Raw genomic sequence first — 17,545 nt, 5'->3', positions numbered from 1 at the left:
CCTAGAACTGATATCCGTAGCTGAGCATGAACTCGGCTGGTGCGCCGTAGCCAATCTGGTTTAAGCCAGACGTGCCGTTTGTTGCGCCGAGAATGTATTTCTCATCCAAAATGTTGTAAGCGTTCGCTTGGATTTTGTGACGACCAGTGGTGTACGCCGCCATCAAATCCACCGTTGTGTAATCGCCAAGTGCGACGGCTTCGTCGTTACCTGCGTAACGGTCGCCCACGTACTTCACACCACCGCCTAAACGCCAGTTGTCATCCAATTGGTAAGTGCTCCAAAGAGAGAACAAGTGGTCTGATACATCGTTAGGCTTTTTGCCTGTGGCTTTGTCTTCCGCATCTAAGTAGCTGTAACCAACAGAGATGTCCCACTGTTTGGTGATTTGGCCGCGAGCCTCTAATTCAATGCCTTGGTGACGCACTTCAATTTTATCGATCACATCGCCGTCCACGTTAGTTTGTGGTTGCTCTTGATCAATTTGGAACAGTGCCGCATTCAACATTAATGCGTTATCCAAAAGGTACGCTTTCGCACCCACCTCTTTTAAGTCGGTGTGGAAGAATTCCGCCAATTTTGGATTGATGTAGATACCAGCGTACGGTAACTGCCAAGAGCGCGCTAAACTGGCGTATACGGATGTGTCGGAATTGATGCGGTATACCAAACCAGCACGGTAGCTGACTTTGTCATCATCCAACTTTTCCTTATCTGAGCCCGCTTTTTGTTGTTCGAGCTCCATCGAGTCGTAACGCACGTTACCGATCAAAGAAAGGTCGCCCCACGTATAGACGTCTTGCACATACAAACCTGTCGTGGTGGTGGTATTGTCACGAAATGGCTTAAAGCCCGGATCAGGCGTTGGACCAACGACTGGGTCGTATATATTTTGCGGAGGAAGCGTTTTGTCACTTGCCAACGTTAGGTCGATATCGATCTGGTTGAAATCTGCACCCACCATCAATTGATTGTCCCTGGTTTCCCAAACCAACTCAGATTGTAAAGTGGTCGTAGTACGTGGATCGTAACCAAAGTTGTTGACGGTTTGAGACACTTCATTACCCGTCACTTTGCCCTGACGCGTGCCTTTTTGCTCAAGTTCGATATGGTTGAACGCCGCTCGGTTGTTCCATACCCATTGATCATTCAGACGCCATTCGTAATCCACCGCAATACGGAGACTGTCTGACTCCTGATAGTCGTTTGTACCGCCAAAGTAAGTGCTTACTGGCAAATCAACTGGCTTGCCATTTTTTGATGGCACACCACGATACGGCACTAGTTCTTGATGGGCGTATTCCACGTCAATATCAATGGTGTGACCTTCCGCTGGTAACACACGAATGGTCGGTGCAATGAAGAAATCGTTTGAATCAACATGATCAACGTACGAGTCGGCTTGACGGTATTCCAAGTTAATACGCCCGTTGACCTTATCTGTAAACGCCATTGAGCTGTCGACCTGACCAACATATTGGTTGTTGCTGCCTACACTACCGTTTACGTGAGTAAAATTCTCACCGTTAGCGCGTTTCGTCACCAAGTTGATGATGCCCCCAGCCGAACCACGGCCATACAAAGCACCCGCAGGGCCTTTCACAATTTCAACGCGTTCAACGTTCGCTAAGCTGCGGTAAGACTGCAACGTACCGTCATCTCGCAAGCCATCACGGTACATATCGTTGAGTGAATCAAAACCACGGATCATGAACTGATCGCGGCTGCCTTCGCCCAAGGTGTTATTGACCCCGGCTACCCCATCTAGCGCATCCACTAAACGCACCGCGCCTCGGTCTTGCATTTCTGTTTTCGTTACTACGGATACCGCTTGTGGCACATCAAGCCATTCCACATCGGTTTTGGTGCCTGATTGAGGCATGTGTTCAGCATAACCTTCGTACTGATGACCGAAGACTTGAATCGTTTCAGTTGCTGATGGGGTTGAGTTCGTCTCTTCTGAAGCCACTGCGCTTGGTGCTACTAATGAAGAACCAATCGCGACCGCCAAGGGGGTCAGGGTCAATAATTTATTCATTCCATAATTCCGTTTAGTTGTTATAAAGCCAACGGATGGAAATAAGAACAAATATTATTTCTATTTGCAATATTAATTTTATGCTCTATATTTATTTACCCTAAAAACACAACTAACAACAAAAAAAACCAAATATCATAACAATAAATACTAAAACTTCTGCCCTCCGTCTCGAGAGAGGCACATTGGAAGACGACCGTGAGCGACTTTATCAACGTTAGAAGAAAATGTTAGAAAATTAGGAAAGCTCATGAAATCTACGATGATTATCGTAAGTCATGTCGTTAACGATGCAGTCACTCACGGCTTTGTGCCTGCAGCTAAAGCGATGGACCTTCACGTCGTTCTTATCACCGACCATAAGCTCAGCCATTTAGAGTTGGCGAGTCATGATAGTCACTTTAATCCGGATACCATTCTAGAATGTGATGTCTTCAACCCATTAGAACTCATCGAAACCATCACGGAGCATGAATTAAAGCCAGACGCTATTTTCAGCAATAGTGATCACTTACAAACTTCCACCGCCATCTGCGCGCAATTTTTTGGCCTCCCATCCAAAGATTGGTCTGTCACGTTAAAGGCCAAAAACAAACACTTAACTCGACAAGTGTTAAATGAAAAATCCTTACCCAACACACAAAGCTGTTTGCTGCATCGCCATTCGAATGTGGCATTAGGCATGGCCTTCCCTGTCGTAGCAAAACCCAAAGAAGGCGTGGCGAGTTTAGATGTACAGCGCTGTGACTCCCAAAGCGAGCTCGATGCTTACTCCGAGGCGTTTTGGCAAAAGCACCCAAACGCCGCCATTCTGGTGGAGCAGTTTCTTCAAGGACCGTTGGTTACGCTCGAAACTTTAGGAGACGGTAACCAACTTATCGCCGTGGGCGGTTTTGATGTGTCGCTCTCTGAGCCGCCTTACTTTATCGAAACCGCCGCAGACTGGAACGGACCAAACGGCATTGCTCACCGAGAAGCTTGCTTGGCTCAACTTAAAGCGTTCGGCGTTGGTTTTGGAGTTTGCCACAGCGAATTTATCATTACGGAAAATGGCCCGGTTCTGGTGGAAATTAACTACCGCAGTATTGGAGATGGCCGCGAATTCTTGCTCAACAATCTCGCTCACTTCGGTTGGTTTAGCACAATTTTGGGTCTGCATTTGGGCCGAAGATTGGCCGGCGATTACCAAATTCATGGGTCAGCGCACGTGCACTATGTGGTTGCGGAGCACAGTGGTGTGATTGACGGAGGTTCGACGTCGTTCATCCAACACGATGACGATATCATCACCCAGCAACAGGTACTAAAAACCGCTGGAGAACACTTCCAACAGAGTTATTCCAATAAGGATTATCTCGCCCGAATTTCGATTGTCTCACCATCAGGGCGAAACCTCGACCAAGCGCTGCAGAACGCGCTTAGCAATTTCGATCTAGCTCCGACTCGTGAGGTGGCAGCATGAACGACAACGCTTTGTATCTAACGCAACGATTGATCGACACTTGCTTACGCGAAGACATGTTTGGCATTTTGTCAAAAGCCAAGTTCAGTAGCGACGCGCCAAAAGAGGGAATTGTTCCTCAAGGCGAGCAAGTCTGGCTGATATTTGCCAACTCTGATTTCACGTTGTATTTACCCGTTGCGCCAACGTATTACATGCAGCACTGGCGCTACGGTCACGCCAATGACGAAACACCACAAGGTTGGTGGGTGGAGAAAAATGGCCAAGTCGAACATCAACAACATTACAAAGAGTGGATTGCACTACTAACGACACTGGCGCATGACAGCTCTCACGAATTGTTGGCGGGATACCTTCAAGAACTAGAATGTGCAGAGCAACACAAAGCGCTGTGTGACCAAGCGTTTCATCATCACGCAGACCACATTTCTCAACCAATATCCGAGCTTGGTTCTTGGCATCAAAAACTGCTGCTAGCCGACCAGATCGCTTCTTACCTTGACCATCCGTACTATCCAACTGCGCGGGCGAAGTTTGGTCTGAGCGATGAAGACCTTGCTAAGTACGCGCCCGAGTTTGCACCAAGCTTTGCTCTGCATTGGATTGCGATTGAAAAATCACTGGTGACATTAACCAGCGAACAACCTGATTGCTGGCCAACCATGGAGCAAGTTGGGCTTCCTGCTGATTTTGCACTGAGCCACGTACTGTTCCCTGCGCATCCGCTCACCCTGCGATCTTTAGAAGCCTTACCCGAAGGTATGATAGAAGCGCCTTTAACGTATCTAGACGTGACGCCGACGCTTTCCGTTCGTACGGTGGTCGTCAACGACGCACCGCACATTCACATCAAAGTTCCGCTGATCATGCGATCGCTAGGCACGAAAAACATTCGCTTAATCAAGCCTTCAACACTGTATGACGGCCACTGGTTTGAACGCCTACTCAGCCACCTTGAACAAACGGACGCAGACTTAAACAGTCGCTTGTTCCATTGCAACGAAAAACACGGTGGACACGTCGGCGAGGATAAAACCTTCGCGTACATCGTACGTGAGTACCCACTTATTCATTGCGAAGACAAAGCGCTAGTTCCGGTTGCCGCACTGGCAAGCCCAATGCCTGACGACCGCTTGTTCTTAGAACACTTGGCAGAGCAGTACTATCAACAAGATACGCTGGCGTGGTTCAAAGATTACGTCGACCTATTATGCCAAGTACACCTTACCTTGTGGCTTCGTTATGGCATTGCATTGGAGTCCAACCAGCAAAACGCCATCATTGCATTTGATCAACAGGGCAAAATGACGCTCGCGATGAAAGACAACGACGCAGCGCGAATTTGGCCAGAGCGCTTCCACTTTGCAACAGAGCATGCTGCCCAAAAACACGGCGCAAAACTACTTCCAGTGGATTGCGATGAACTGCTCGATCAACGCATCAAAGTCGACAATGAATTGGCGCTCGGTCAGATGTTTACCACCATCACATTACAACTGGATATCGCAGCGATTGTAGAAGCCATGGCAGCGAAGGGCATTGCCTCTTCAGCATCGCTTTACGCCATCGTGGCCAAAAGCATTTCAGAACAACTCAACCGATTAGAAGGCGAAGGGTTAGAGACGAAACTGGCACGCGAGTTACTGCAAGAGGCGCCTGATTTGTACGCCAAGTACTTGTTGAGCTCTGGCAGTTTGCTCTCGAAAGAAGCCTCCGGCGCGAGCGACATCAATAAGTTCTATGGTTTGTCGGCCCCGAACTTCTTACTGCTTTCTAGCGAAGAAGCGCAACGCGCCTACATAGAAGCCATCAAAAAAAGCGTACGTTAACGATTATGACCAAACTCATCTACAGTGTGTTGTTGTGCCACTTTATCGCTGCGTTTGCCGCGTTAGGTATGCCGCTATTTCTACCCGTCGTGTTGCCAACGTTAGGCGCAAGCATTGATGCGGACTGGGCAGGGGTATTGTTTATCCTACCTACGTTTTGTACTGCGTTGGCGGCGCGATTTTGGGGCAACTTTGCCGATCGCTACGGTCGCCGCCGCTCACTCTTGCGTGCGCAACTTGGCCTTGCAGCAGGGTTTGCGCTGTGCGGCTTGGCAGACAACCTCGCCATGTTTGTGTTTGGTCTTATTGTTCAAGGAACCTTTGGCGGCACCATGGCCGCCTCGAACAGCTACTTATCTAGTCAAATTAAAGAAGCCAAAACACTCGGCAAGTCACTCAATAAAACCCAACTATCTGCTCGCTTGGCGCTGATCGTTGCGCCTATTGGGCTCGGCTGGAGCTTGTCAGAGACCAACCCGCTCAACGCGTACCTTTGGTTATGCGTTTTGCCTTTGATTGCGATGGGCATCACGCTAACACTGCCTGCGGATAAACCTGCCGAACGAAACCTCGAAAAGCCAAACTCAGAACCTCAGCAAGAAAAACCGGTTGCACAGAAAAACGCAATGCATGCCATTCGTTGGATCTTCTTTGCTCAATTCGGGTTTGCGTTTTCTATGGTGGTGACCTTTCCTTATTTCTCGCCGTTTGTGCAGCAATATGGCATCACTAACCACGCATGGATCGGTTTTTTGTACGCACTGCCGCATGGCGTCTATCTGTTGCTGGCAGGAAAAATTCACGTGTTGTCAGATGGGTTGAATCGCCATCAACCGCTGCGCACGTTGTGGCTTGGGTTTGCATTGCTTGCCGTGAGCTCTGCCTTGCATTTGATTGCGTCCGAAACCGCACTCATTGCTGCGAGAATTATCTTCGGCATCGCGATGGTGTGTTGTTATCACGGATTGCATCAGCATCTTGCGAGCAATCTGGATCGCAAACTCAGTGGCAAAGTATTTTCTCGCTTTGATGCCATGTCCAAATGGGGTGGCGTGGCAGCGGGATTTTGCGCTTCTTTCATTTCTAGCTTGGGGCTACTTGAGGTTCCTTTCCTACTTTCTGCGATAGTCAGCGTAATCACCTTGATCGCGCTGGTTCTCCACTCAAAATTTGGAAATCAACATGTTACAAACTCAATACTCTCAGACTAGCGAGTTACGCGCGCATGAGGTGCAGCTCAATCGTGAGAAAGCCCAACTCAACACGATAATGGGTGTTCTTAATTGTTACTTACGAGAATTTGCGCTACCGAATCAACAAGTAGAATGGCACTACCAATCGACATCGCTACCCCAAACGTTAAAACGCAACTATTCCGCAAAACAACGGGTAGCCGTTCATCTGTCTCAACAAAATGGCGTATTGGTTTTGCCGATTCACTACGCGAGCAAACTGGGCAAAATCAAATTGGCAGAACTGCCTTGGGCGAAAATGCCGGGATCTAGTTGGGCGAAATTGGATGCCACGCAAACTCTTACGCTTTTGCTTAACTATCTCAAGCAGGTGTTGGCGATCCCATTTAACCATGAGCTGATCGAACAACTGGAAAATAGCGTGCTGGTTACCGAGCAGTTTCTCAACGTCGCGCCCAAATCGCATCACAACGAGTTTATCGCTTCGGAACAGTCTCTGATTTGGGGGCATACTTTCCATCCGACCCCAAAAAGTCGTTCGGGCGTCACCATGGATGATCTCTTGGCGTTTTCTCCAGAAGTCGGCGCGCAAGTCCCGTTGTACTGGTTTGAAGTGGATACGTCCTTACTTGATGTGCTGAGTTCCGACGGAGAAGCTAACCCTGCGCAACGCATGCTACAACAGCTCGCGCCACAACACGCCACCAGCGATGGGAAGACCCTCTACCCTTGTCATCCTTGGGAAAGCTACACCATTTTGAGTAACCCAAGCGTGAAGCGTGCCATTGAACAAGGCAAGATCACGCCACTGGGTTTAGGTGGTGAAAAGATGCAGCCGACCTCTTCAGTTCGTACTCTCTACCACCCTGACATGGACTGGTTTGCGAAATTCTCCATCAACGTACGATTAACCAATTGCGTGCGCAAAAACGCGTGGTACGAACTCGACAGCGCCGTGCAACTCACGTCGATTCTCAAACCAATTAGAGAAAACGAACAGCTGCACAACCCCGTATTTAAAGTGATGACAGAGCCTTACGCCACCACGTTGAATCTAGAAAGTGTCGCTGAGCACAACTGGGACGACAACACCAAAGCACGCGAATCGTTTGGGATTTTGTATCGCGAAAATTTCTCGCTGAGCGAAGTCGACATCTTGAAACCAACCCTCGCTGGCGCTCTGTTTGCTTACGACAATAACGGCAACAGTTGCATTGCTCAACGCCTTAAAAACAAAGCGCGTCCTACGCAAAATCGCTATTCCGACATCGCGACACTTTGGTTTGAACGCTATTTGCATTGCCTGATCCCGGGCGTATTTAATTACTACTTCAAACACGGGGTGGCGTTTGAGCCGCATTTGCAAAACACCCTGATTGGCTTTGAGCAAGAGATGCCGTGTTGTGTTTGGATTCGTGATTTGGAAGGCACTAAATTACTGCCGGAGTTCTGGCCAGCAGAAACATTAACTGACTTGTCTGAACGCGCACGACAATCGGTTTACTACAGTCGCGAACAAGGCTGGAATCGCATCGGATACTGCACCTTTATCAACAACATCAGCGAAGCGATTTTCTTCATCGCAGAAGGTGATGAGCCACTAGAGCAAACGCTGTGGAATGCGGTGCAAAGTGCCATTGTGCATTGGCAATCAGTGAATGGAAAACAACCGGAACTAGAAACGTTGCTAAATGGCGGTCACTTCCCAAGCAAAAATAATTTCACCACGCGTTTGATGCAAAAAGCCGATAAGGAGTCGGGCTATACCCAAGTCGCCGCGCCTTGGCAGCAACACGAAAAAGGATCGCAACATGTCTAATTCACTCTCTCTACCGACACGCGTTTGCCAACAAGTTCACACGCTCGCACAGCAGCAAAGTCAACCCTTGTGCGCGTACGTGTATGACCTAAGCGCCTTAGAAGAACACATCAAACAACTGCGTCACGTTTTGCCGAAAAATGTCGAGCTATTTTACGCAGCTAAAGCCAATCCATCGGGCCCGATTCTCAAAACGCTCGCGCCGTATGTCGATGGTTTTGAAGCGGCATCTGGCGGGGAGTTGGCACACCTCCACCAGCAACAACTCGATAAACCATTGATCTTCGGTGGCCCAGGAAAAATGACAAGTGAATTGCAACAAGCGATTGAACTTGATGTCGATGCGATTCACGTCGAAAGCCTCACTGAGCTGCAACGCATTGGTGCGCTAACCGAGCGCCTCAACCGCCCTGCTTCGATCTTTTTGCGTATGAACATCGATATTGGCGACATCACGCTCAGCAAGTTGGCAATGGGCGGCAAGCCGACTCCGTTTGGCTTGGACGAGTCCGAACTGAGCAATGCTTTGATGTTGCTGCGCGATTTCCCGCAAGTGTCACTCAAAGGCTTCCATTTTCACTTGATGTCGCATCAGCTTGATGTTGAACGCCACTTAGCGTTAATGCAGCGCTATTTCCAAGTCGTGAAGGCGTGGCAGCAGGAGTTCGAACTCGGTGAGCTGATGATCAACTTGGGCGGCGGCATGGGCATCAACTACCAAAACCCTGAGCAACACTTTCCGTGGATGGAGTTTTGCGACAAGTTGGAATTCCTCATCGCTAAAGAGCAAGTGCAAGATTGGACACTGCGTTTTGAATGCGGACGTTTCATCACGGCGGCATGCGGTTATTACGTGATGGAAGTACTGGATATTAAGCAAAATCTTGGCGAAAACTTTGTCATCGCACGCGGGGGAACTCACCACTTCCGCACGCCAGCGGCGCAGAGCCATGATCATCCATTCGTCATCCTGAAAAGCGAGCAACACCACGAGATTTCTCACCCAATTCAGCATGCACAAGCAACTTTTGTCGGCCAGCTTTGTACGCCCAAAGATGTGCTGGCACGCAATCAACACGTCGCCCACGTCGATATTGGTGATTATGTTGTGTTTACCTTAGCGGGCGCCTATGCGTGGAACATCTCCCATCAAAACTTCTTGATGCATGAACCGCCGATCTTCCACTATTTCTAAACGGCATACTTCGCTTTACTCAAGCCCCAATCATTGGGGCTTTTTTATTCCACTCGGCACAAATTCATTGCCATTAACCGCTTTGCGAAATAGCAATAATGCGTTTTATCAGCTCGTCGGGTTCCATTTTGGGATTGCGGTAAAAACGGAAGATTTCCGAGTTTATCGCCTGCTGAGCAACCGGATTGACCGCCATCGAATCAATCATACTCGGCACAGCGAGGTTGTGCTTAACGCCGTAGTGAAAGTCTTGATATGACTGGACCTGACACGGATTAAAATCGCTGATGTCGATATCGGTGCGTACCGGAATCGAGCCTTTTATCTTATTGAACTTAGCTTGAAACTCGACGTCTGCTAGCGCGCTTGCGGTTTGCTGAGCCGCCTCGGCAGAAAACGACTTGCTCGACATAAACACCAAACTGTCCATGTTGTAGAGGAATACACCATCGCTGTCAGGCGTTGGGTAACAGCCGACCTCTTGCGGAACCGAGACTTGATTGGCGAGCAGCTCACCCAAAATCCAATCACCGCCGATTTGAAACAGCGCTTGACCGTCGGCTAACGCTTGGGTAGCGGTATCCCACTTACTGTCGGGTAATTGGTTGTCGATCAACAAACTGAGGCGACGAAATTGCGTCAACGCTTGGCGCAGGGTGTCGCTGTCGATGCTGTCGCGTTCTAGTTTGACCATCGCATTGGTGTAGAACTCAACGCCGCCAGTGGAGATCACTAAGTTCTCGAAAAGTTGGGCGACTTGCCACGGCTGCTCACCGACCGCGATCGGTACAATGCCATTTTGCTTCGCAAGCTCCATGGCGGCGAACATCTCTTGCCAGTTTTTCGGCGCGGATAGATTCAGTTGTTTAAGCAGCTTGTGGTTGACCCACAGCCAGTTCAAACGGTGCAGCGTAAGTGGCAGGGCGATGTAGCCGTTTTGTGTTTTGTTGATTTCAATAGATAGCGGGTAGAGCACCTCGTCCCAGCGCTGCTCATCGGCAACTGCGTTGACGTTGTGCAAAATACCGATGGCATCCCATGCTTTAATACTTGGCCCTTCGATTTGCGCGAAGCTTGGTGGATTGCCCGCCAGCGCGCGAGCTTGCAGTACCGTCATCGCACTGTCTCCACCACCGCCTAACACCGGGCTTTGCAGCAGCTCTATATCGTGCTGTTTTAGCTGAGCTTTAAGTGTTTGCAGCGCTTGCTGCTCGCCGTCAGAAGTCCACCAATGTAAAAACTCTACCCCTTGTGGCGACTCAGCGTGAGCGACGCAAGGGGCGAGCAACAGTGGGAACAAGAATGCCAGTTTGTTCATAGTCAGTCTCTCGGGAAAGTCAGCGTGGCGCAGAGGCCGCCAAACTGAGAATGGCTCAGCAACAAGTTGCCGCCATGAGCCTTTGCAATACTCTGTGAAATGGTTAATCCTAGCCCACTGCCTTCTTTATCGTTGCTAGCGCGGAAGTATGGCTGGCAGAGCTTTTCAAGTAATGAATCGTCAACACCGCCACCGTGATCTTCAATTTCAATCTGGATCGACTCTGGGCTTTCAATCAGCGTAATGTCCGCTTGATGGCCGTATTTGAGCGCGTTATCGACCAGATTCTGAATGCAGCGCTTAATCGCTAACGGTTTACCAGCAAAGTGGGTGCGGATTTCGCCGTGGATGCGAATCGTGTCCGGCGCATCGGCGACATTGGCGGAAATGTGCTGAATCAGTTGGGTGAAATTGATCGGCTCGATTTCCTCGTGGATATCGGTCTCTTTAATGCATTGCAATGCGCCTTTGACCATCAAGTCTAGGTCGTTACTCAGGCGGATAAAGCGTTCTCGGTCGGCGTCGTCATCCAGCATTTCCGCTCGTAGTTTTAGGCAGGCAATTGGTGTTTTCAGATCGTGGGAGATGGCGCTGAACAGCATCTCGCGGTCTTTAATGTGGCTGTCGATGCGTCGGTTCATTTTGTTAAACGCACGGACCGCCGCTTTCAGTTCGTTGCTGCCGCGCTCAGAGACTTCGGGCACGTCTAATCGGCTCGACATCAGGGTTGCGGCTTTTGCCAGCTCTCGAATGGGTTGAATTTCTTTGCGAACGATAAACCAGGTACACAGCAACAGCATTAGCGCGGACACCAATAGCGTCAGCCATTGGCGCAGCTCAAAATAGTTAGTCTCTAGGTTGATGTAAGGCGCGGGTAGCACCGCCGCGAGATAAAACCATTCGTTCTGTGCGACTTCGACCTGCATCACCAGAATCGGTGGATTGAGGTCACCAAACGAAAGCGAATAATGCGCCCACAATAGTGGCAGTTCATCGATAGGTAGCTCGTTGTTGAACACTTTGAGTTTGTCGCGCTGGGTGAACTCCACCTCGATATTAGGAATGCCGCTCAGCTCGCTTTCTAATACCTCGCGAACTTGGTTGATGACCAACGTTTTGCGTTCGCTCTCTGGCAGTGGGTCGACCTCAATCTGGTGATTATTGAGTGAGACGAAAAAGCGCGTGCCGCCCATATTGCGTAGTTGATTGAGCACCAAGTGGCGGTATTCCGAAGGGAGGGTTTGAAAGAAAGCGATGGTGGAAGAAGCGCTCAGTGCTAAGCTTTTGACCGTGGTGGTCAGGCCTTCTTTATCGCGTTCGCTGGCGTGTTGATACCAGATAATCCCGGATAATACCTGCGCCAGAATGATCACCAGTAACAAGAACACACTGGTGCGAACGACCAGTGATCCCGTCCAGCGTTTAATTCTCATAATGCACGTCCGTGGTCAGCATGTAGCCTTTGTTGCGCACCGTTAGGATCAGCGAGCGGTCTTTATCTTCAAGGTGATGACGCAAGCGGCTGATCTGCACGTCAATGCCGCGTTCAAACGGGTCGGCATCACGTCCCCAGATCTCGCGCGCAATGTCATCGCGAGACAATATTGATTGCGCGTGGTTGACGAACAAACCGAGCAGCGACAAATCCGCGCCACTCAGTTGCTTAACTTCGCGGCTAGCGACGTGGGTCAGTTGCCGGGTTACGGTATCTAACAACCAATCGTCAAAACGCACTTTACGCGTCAGTTTGCTATTGGCGGTCGATTGGCTGCGTCTCAGAATCGTTTTGATGCGCGCGAGCAGTTCTCGCGGGCTGAATGATTTGGTGATGTAGTCGTCAGCGCCCATTTCTAGTCCTGCGACTCGGTCGGCTTCTTCTGTGACGGCGGTCAGCATGATGATCGGGATATCGGAATTTTTGCGCAGTTTCTGGCACAAGGTAAAGCCGTCTTCACCGGGCATCATAATATCGAGGATGATTAAATCAGGATGGTGATCGTTGAGCAGTTGCCACATCACGCCGCCGTTTTCCGCGCAAAGCACTTCAAACCCTGCGCGGCCAAGGTAATCCGACAACGCTTCGCGAAGGTCGAGGTTGTCATCGACGACCAGTATCTGCTTGTTTTCCATCCTACTTTCCCTGTGTCCGTCCCTGTGCCTGCCCCTGAGTTTGGCGCTGGCCAATATGATGCATTCTTAAACGCCCATGCACAATCGAGCCGATTGCAATTTTCACTTCTCGGTGTAAGAGATTTGTAAGCGGCCACTTACAAACTGATTGCCTTTTGTAACCTTAGGCGCCGCCTTGCTCGCTATGATCATCCTGACCTTACGTGAAACAACATGACCTGAAGGAATCAGGTCCTACAACACTGGCATTCGTCAGGAGGAAACCATGTTTGCAAGTATATTTGGACAACTACAAAAAATAGGGCGGTCGTTGATGCTGCCTGTGGCGGTGTTACCGGTGGCTGGCTTGATGCTGGGTATTGGTAACGCGGGTTTTGCGTTTATTCCAGACGCGGTCAACAAAGTGATGCTCGCCGCCGGTGAAGGCGTGTTCGGCAACATGCAGTTGATGTTTGCGGTCGGTGTGGCGCTCGGGTTATCAAAAGGCAATGACGGTGCGGCTGCGCTCGCAGGCTTAGTTGGCCTAATTATTATGAACGCATCGCTCGGTATCGTGACTGGCCTGCGCGGCCTAGAAACTGACGCCACGATCATGGGCGTTGAGACGCTGCAAACCGGGGTGTTTGGCGGCATCTTTATCGGTGCGGTGGCGGCAATCATGTACAACCGCTTCTACAACATCAAACTGCCGGAATATTTGGGCTTCTTCGCGGGTAAGCGATTTGTGCCCATTGTCACCGGTCTATCGGCGATCGTCGTTGGTGCGATTCTCGCGTTTGCATGGCCACCTGTCGGACAACTTCTTGATGCATTCTCTCATTGGGCAGCGTACCAAAACCCTGTACTCGCGTGGGCGGTTTACGGCGCGGGCGAACGTTCACTACTCCCGGTTGGTTTGCACCACATCTGGAATGCGCCGTTCTTCTTTGAAGTCGGCAGCTATGTAGACCCAGAAACCGGCAAAGAGTTTACCGGTGAGCTCACTCGCTTCTTCGCGGGCGATAAAACCGCAGGTTATCTGTCTGGTGGCTTTATGTACTCCATGTGGGCGCTACCAGCAGCGGCATTGGCGATTTACCACTGCGCGTCTCCTGAGCGTAAGAAAATCGTCGGCGGTTTGATGATGTCTGCGGCGTTGACCTCTTGGTTAACTGGTATCACAGAGCCAATCGAATTTACCTTCCTATTCGTCGCGCCAGTGCTGTACGTGATCCATATTTTCCTAACTGGTATTGCGTTTGCGATCACCGCATTTTTGGAAATCAAACACAGTACTGACTTTGCGCACGGCGCGATCCAGTTCTTCCTTTACTACCCAATGTCGAGCAACGCGTGGATGTTCATCATCATCGGTCCAATCTGGGCGACGCTCTACTACGGCTTGTTCCGCTTCCTAATTGTGAAGTTGGATCTGAAAACGCCGGGTCGTGAAACCGACATTGCAGAAGTGAAGATTACCGGAGAGCCTGATGAAATTGCGGTGGATGTAGTAGCTGCATTGGGCGGCAAAGCCAATATTAAGTCAGTCGATGCGTGTATCACTCGTCTGCGTGTCTCGGTGAAAGACATCGCTAACGTTGATGTTGCTAAGCTAAAAGCACTTGGCGCGCGAGATGTGTTAGTGATTGGCGACAGTTTACAAGCGATTTTCGGCACGCAGTCTGACTCAATTAAGTCAAAAGTGCACAGCGTACTCGCCACCTCCTGATCTTACCTCCCCCAATCTAGGTAAGATTTGCCAACCTCCTTGTGAGGTTGGCTTTTTCGTTTTCGGAGTAAAAAAAGCGAAGCCAATAACCAGCCCTACTTCGCCGCCGCGTGGGTTAAATTGCCCAGCACGCCGCTGATTTTGTTCAATACCTCGTCACAGCCTTCAATATGATGGCGCTGCTTTAAATACATCGGATCGTTGTAAGCTAACCACGTTTTGCCTTCAGCATCTTCATACACCAACACTTTTTGGGGTAAATCGAGCGCCACCTCCTGCGCACAGATCATCAGTGGTGTGCCCACTTTAGGGTTTCCAAACACGATAACTTCAGTTGGTCGCAACGTCATATCGACTTTCGTGGCATTCTCTTGATGGTTAATGCGCGCAAAGACGTTCAACCCTTTTTCTTGCGCGATAGCGACAAATTTATCCGCCGTATCTTTTGCTGAATGTGTGCTCGCAACGGTTACCACGCCCTCACCAGCCAACGCACTCAATGACGTCAACGCCACGACCAACCCGATGATTACTTTTTTCATTTGTCGTCCCTTCCTCTCTCTGAGTCGAAAACTAGATATAGAAAAACCAAGTGTAGGAAAACTATAGAAGTCAAATTCCACTATCGCGAATTGCACTCTACCCACTCAAGAGTCGACCGTGTAACACGGATAAATTGATTCAGATTAATAAAGCATTAACTAGCCGAGCATCAAAAGCGTGAAATACGTAACATTTACAGCCTATTTTAGTAAGAAAGAGAAAAGTAGTGACACGCGATCAATTTGAGTTATTAGCACCCGGTGGTGATTTAGATTCCATCAAAGCCGCCATTGCCGCTGGCGCCGATGCAATTTACTGTGGGCTCGACCGCTTCAATGCTCGTAACCGAGCGACCAACCTCACCTTAGATAACTTAAATGGCGTGTTAACGTTGGCCCATCAGCACAGCTGTAAGATTTTCCTAACATTGAATGTGCTGATTTTAGAAAGTGAAATTCCGGCGATTGTTCGCTTACTCAGCCAACTGAACACCACCAAAATCGATGGCGTGATCGTGCAAGATCTCGGTCTGACCTATATTCTCAAACATCACTTTCCCGATTTGGATGTGCACGCGTCAACGCAACTGAACACGCATAACGAAGGCCAAATCCTCTTTCTCAACCAGCTCACCGCAAGCCGAGTAAACTTATCTCGCGAACTTAACATCGATGAAATAAAACATCTGGCGCAATTTGGTCGCGAGCACAACGTAATGATGGAAGTGTTTGTCCACGGCTCATACTGCATCGGATTCTCCGGAATTTGCTACATCAGTTCAGCTCGCAATGGCGCATCAGGTAACCGTGGACGCTGTAGCCAACCTTGTCGCGAACAGTACGAAACGACCAAAACAGGCAACAACTACCCACTCAATATGAAAGACAACTCCGCCTTTGGGGACTTGGAAGCGCTTGCCGATGCTGGCGTGTATTCATTAAAAGTGGAAGGGCGAATCAAGAAATCGCACTACGTCTATACCGTGGTCGACAATTGGCGCCAGCAAATCGATCGCTTGTGCGAGGGTTTGGAACTCTCTGAAGACACCACAGAGTTATACACGGTGTTCAACCGTGATTTCTCCAACGCATTTTTGCAAGGTGATTTCGGCAAGGCGATGTACATCGACAACCCGCGCGACCATGCTGTAAAGCATTTTTCGAAGGTTTACCAATGCCAGTCTGCTGATGATGTACAAGCGGTGAAAAAGAAACTCTACGATGACAAAACCGCGATCATTGAGAAAGTGGCAGAGCAAACTAAGTCGTTCGATGTCACTTCAACACAAGTATCCGGCAGCAGCTTGAAAGGGTCGATTGATGTGCCAACTCTGCCAACGTTACCTCAACCAGAACCTCGCCAAGGTGCGCCAAAATTATCGGTTCTGATCTCGTCAGCACAAGAAGCCATGCTGTGCGAATACCACGACGTTGATGTTTACTATCAATTGCCAATGGGATTGTCTGGTGAACTGAGCGCGATGATTGAATTGTTCCAAGCCAACCCAATGCTCAAACCTTGGTTCCCAGCCATTTTGATTGGCGAAGACTACCACGCCGCGCGCGTATTTTTGGAAACCATCCAACCTGAGTTGTTGATCACCAACAACTCAGGTGTCGGCATGATCGCAAAAGAGCTCGGCTTAGGCTGGGTGGCAGGCCCACAACTGAACACGGTGAACTCATACGCGTTTAAATGCCTTCAAGACGAGTTCGCGGCAAGTGGCGCGTTTGTTTCTAACGAGCTGAATATGAAGCAGGTGCGTCACATAAAGCGTCCGAAAAACATGCGCAGCTTCTACAGCATTTATCACCCGAACACTCTACTCACGAGCCGCCAATGTTTGTTTCAACAAACCGAAGGATGCCGTAAGGTGAAGGTCAACAAAAGTTGTTTGAAACGCTGTGACAAACGCACGTCTATCATCAACTTAAAAGACAATCCTTACTTGGTGCAAAAACAAAAAGGCAGCCACAATTCAATCTACAGCGAGCACAACATCTTAAACCTGCAAGTGCTGCACGATCTGCCGCAATTGTTTACCGATGTGTTGATCGATCTGCGTGATATCCAGACCGAAACGAAAGTCTCAGCAAGCAAACCTGAGTTGATTGACGCGTTCTTAGCTCTACTTGAAGAACACAGCGAACAAACCGTCCAAACGCTGAATGCCATGATTCAACCAACAGCCAACGCGCAGTATTTAAAGGGGTTGTAGGAGTTACTTGAAAGTTAAACAACGCATCGACTCTCAACATATCTTGAACACACACAGTGCACTGACTACAATAGCGCACTTTTTACGGAATT

General features: G+C 49.4%; 12 protein-coding genes. 7 read left to right on the top strand and 5 right to left on the bottom strand.

Annotation, left to right across the window (positions count from 1 at the left end; all coding sequences use genetic code 11):
- Position 1 precedes the first annotated feature (1 nt).
- Positions 2–2,038 (bottom strand): TonB-dependent receptor, encoded by a 2,037-nt coding sequence (locus tag R8N49_RS09740; RefSeq protein WP_005383467.1) that lies wholly within the window; start codon positions 2,036–2,038, stop codon positions 2–4.
- 250 nt (positions 2,039–2,288) lie between these two features.
- On the opposite strand from R8N49_RS09740, the gene R8N49_RS09735 reads away from it, so the two are divergent.
- From R8N49_RS09735 to R8N49_RS09715, 5 genes are read left to right on the top strand one after another with little or no spacing between them, the layout of a single operon-like run.
- A complete protein-coding gene (locus R8N49_RS09735) occupies positions 2,289–3,500 on the top strand; it encodes an ATP-grasp domain-containing protein (RefSeq protein WP_053307985.1) in 1,212 nt (403 codons plus the stop codon).
- Positions 3,497–5,329 carry an IucA/IucC family protein gene (locus R8N49_RS09730; RefSeq protein WP_064369566.1) on the top strand — a complete coding sequence of 611 codons (1,833 nt, stop codon included), beginning with the start codon at positions 3,497–3,499 and terminating at the stop codon, positions 5,327–5,329. Before R8N49_RS09735 ends, R8N49_RS09730 begins: the two co-directional genes overlap by 4 nt.
- Before the next feature lie 5 nt (positions 5,330–5,334).
- On the top strand, positions 5,335–6,540 hold the full coding sequence (locus R8N49_RS09725) for an MFS transporter (protein WP_064369565.1): 1,206 nt from the start codon (positions 5,335–5,337) through the stop codon (positions 6,538–6,540).
- Positions 6,512–8,341 carry an IucA/IucC family protein gene (locus tag R8N49_RS09720; RefSeq protein WP_104976381.1) on the top strand — a complete coding sequence of 610 codons (1,830 nt, stop codon included), beginning with the start codon at positions 6,512–6,514 and terminating at the stop codon, positions 8,339–8,341. Before R8N49_RS09725 ends, R8N49_RS09720 begins: the two co-directional genes overlap by 29 nt.
- On the top strand, positions 8,334–9,536 hold the full coding sequence (locus R8N49_RS09715; protein WP_318189929.1) for a type III PLP-dependent enzyme: 1,203 nt from the start codon (positions 8,334–8,336) through the stop codon (positions 9,534–9,536). The genes R8N49_RS09720 and R8N49_RS09715 overlap by 8 nt, the downstream gene beginning before the upstream one ends.
- A 73-nt stretch (positions 9,537–9,609) precedes the next feature.
- Here R8N49_RS09715 and R8N49_RS09710 read toward each other — a convergent pair whose 3' ends face one another.
- Genes R8N49_RS09710 through R8N49_RS09700 form a run of 3 tightly spaced genes read right to left on the bottom strand, consistent with a single transcriptional unit; the run spans position 9,610 to position 12,984 of the window.
- Positions 9,610–10,854, bottom strand: coding sequence for an ABC transporter substrate-binding protein (locus R8N49_RS09710; RefSeq protein WP_176311369.1), 1,245 nt, complete (start codon positions 10,852–10,854; stop codon positions 9,610–9,612).
- Positions 10,855–10,856: 2 nt separating this feature from the next.
- Positions 10,857–12,287 (bottom strand): ATP-binding protein, encoded by a 1,431-nt coding sequence (locus R8N49_RS09705; protein WP_176311370.1) that lies wholly within the window; start codon positions 12,285–12,287, stop codon positions 10,857–10,859.
- A complete protein-coding gene (locus R8N49_RS09700) occupies positions 12,277–12,984 on the bottom strand; it encodes a response regulator (protein ID WP_005383484.1) in 708 nt (235 codons plus the stop codon). The genes R8N49_RS09705 and R8N49_RS09700 overlap by 11 nt, the downstream gene beginning before the upstream one ends.
- A 265-nt stretch (positions 12,985–13,249) precedes the next feature.
- On the opposite strand from R8N49_RS09700, the gene ptsG reads away from it, so the two are divergent.
- Positions 13,250–14,692: a glucose-specific PTS transporter subunit IIBC gene (gene ptsG, locus R8N49_RS09695; protein WP_081886422.1), complete on the top strand. Its 1,443-nt coding sequence runs from the start codon at positions 13,250–13,252 to the stop codon at positions 14,690–14,692.
- A gap of 95 nt (positions 14,693–14,787) precedes the next feature.
- Here ptsG and R8N49_RS09690 read toward each other — a convergent pair whose 3' ends face one another.
- Positions 14,788–15,234 (bottom strand): DUF302 domain-containing protein, encoded by a 447-nt coding sequence (locus R8N49_RS09690; RefSeq protein WP_017634511.1) that lies wholly within the window; start codon positions 15,232–15,234, stop codon positions 14,788–14,790.
- A 227-nt stretch (positions 15,235–15,461) separates the two neighbouring features.
- On the opposite strand from R8N49_RS09690, the gene R8N49_RS09685 reads away from it, so the two are divergent.
- Complete coding sequence (locus tag R8N49_RS09685; RefSeq protein WP_258490030.1) at positions 15,462–17,453, top strand: U32 family peptidase; 1,992 nt, start codon at positions 15,462–15,464, stop codon at positions 17,451–17,453.
- Positions 17,454–17,545: the final 92 nt, after the last annotated feature.

It is taken from the genome of Vibrio sp. 1978, assembly GCF_033344345.1.
Note: the sequence above shows the minus strand (reverse complement) of the source record. Positions and strands in the feature narration are given on the sequence as shown.

Coding starts and splice junctions, on each gene's coding strand:
- R8N49_RS09735 (WP_053307985.1), top strand. CDS start 2,289: ATGAAATCTACGATGATTATCGTAAGTCATGTCGTTAACGATGCAGTC.
- R8N49_RS09690 (WP_017634511.1), bottom strand. CDS start 15,234: ATGAAAAAAGTAATCATCGGGTTGGTCGTGGCGTTGACGTCATTGAGT.
- R8N49_RS09730 (WP_064369566.1), top strand. CDS start 3,497: ATGAACGACAACGCTTTGTATCTAACGCAACGATTGATCGACACTTGC.
- R8N49_RS09705 (WP_176311370.1), bottom strand. CDS start 12,287: ATGAGAATTAAACGCTGGACGGGATCACTGGTCGTTCGCACCAGTGTG.
- R8N49_RS09740 (WP_005383467.1), bottom strand. CDS start 2,038: ATGAATAAATTATTGACCCTGACCCCCTTGGCGGTCGCGATTGGTTCT.
- R8N49_RS09725 (WP_064369565.1), top strand. CDS start 5,335: ATGACCAAACTCATCTACAGTGTGTTGTTGTGCCACTTTATCGCTGCG.
- R8N49_RS09720 (WP_104976381.1), top strand. CDS start 6,512: ATGTTACAAACTCAATACTCTCAGACTAGCGAGTTACGCGCGCATGAG.
- R8N49_RS09715 (WP_318189929.1), top strand. CDS start 8,334: ATGTCTAATTCACTCTCTCTACCGACACGCGTTTGCCAACAAGTTCAC.
- ptsG (WP_081886422.1), top strand. CDS start 13,250: ATGTTTGCAAGTATATTTGGACAACTACAAAAAATAGGGCGGTCGTTG.
- R8N49_RS09710 (WP_176311369.1), bottom strand. CDS start 10,854: ATGAACAAACTGGCATTCTTGTTCCCACTGTTGCTCGCCCCTTGCGTC.
- R8N49_RS09700 (WP_005383484.1), bottom strand. CDS start 12,984: ATGGAAAACAAGCAGATACTGGTCGTCGATGACAACCTCGACCTTCGC.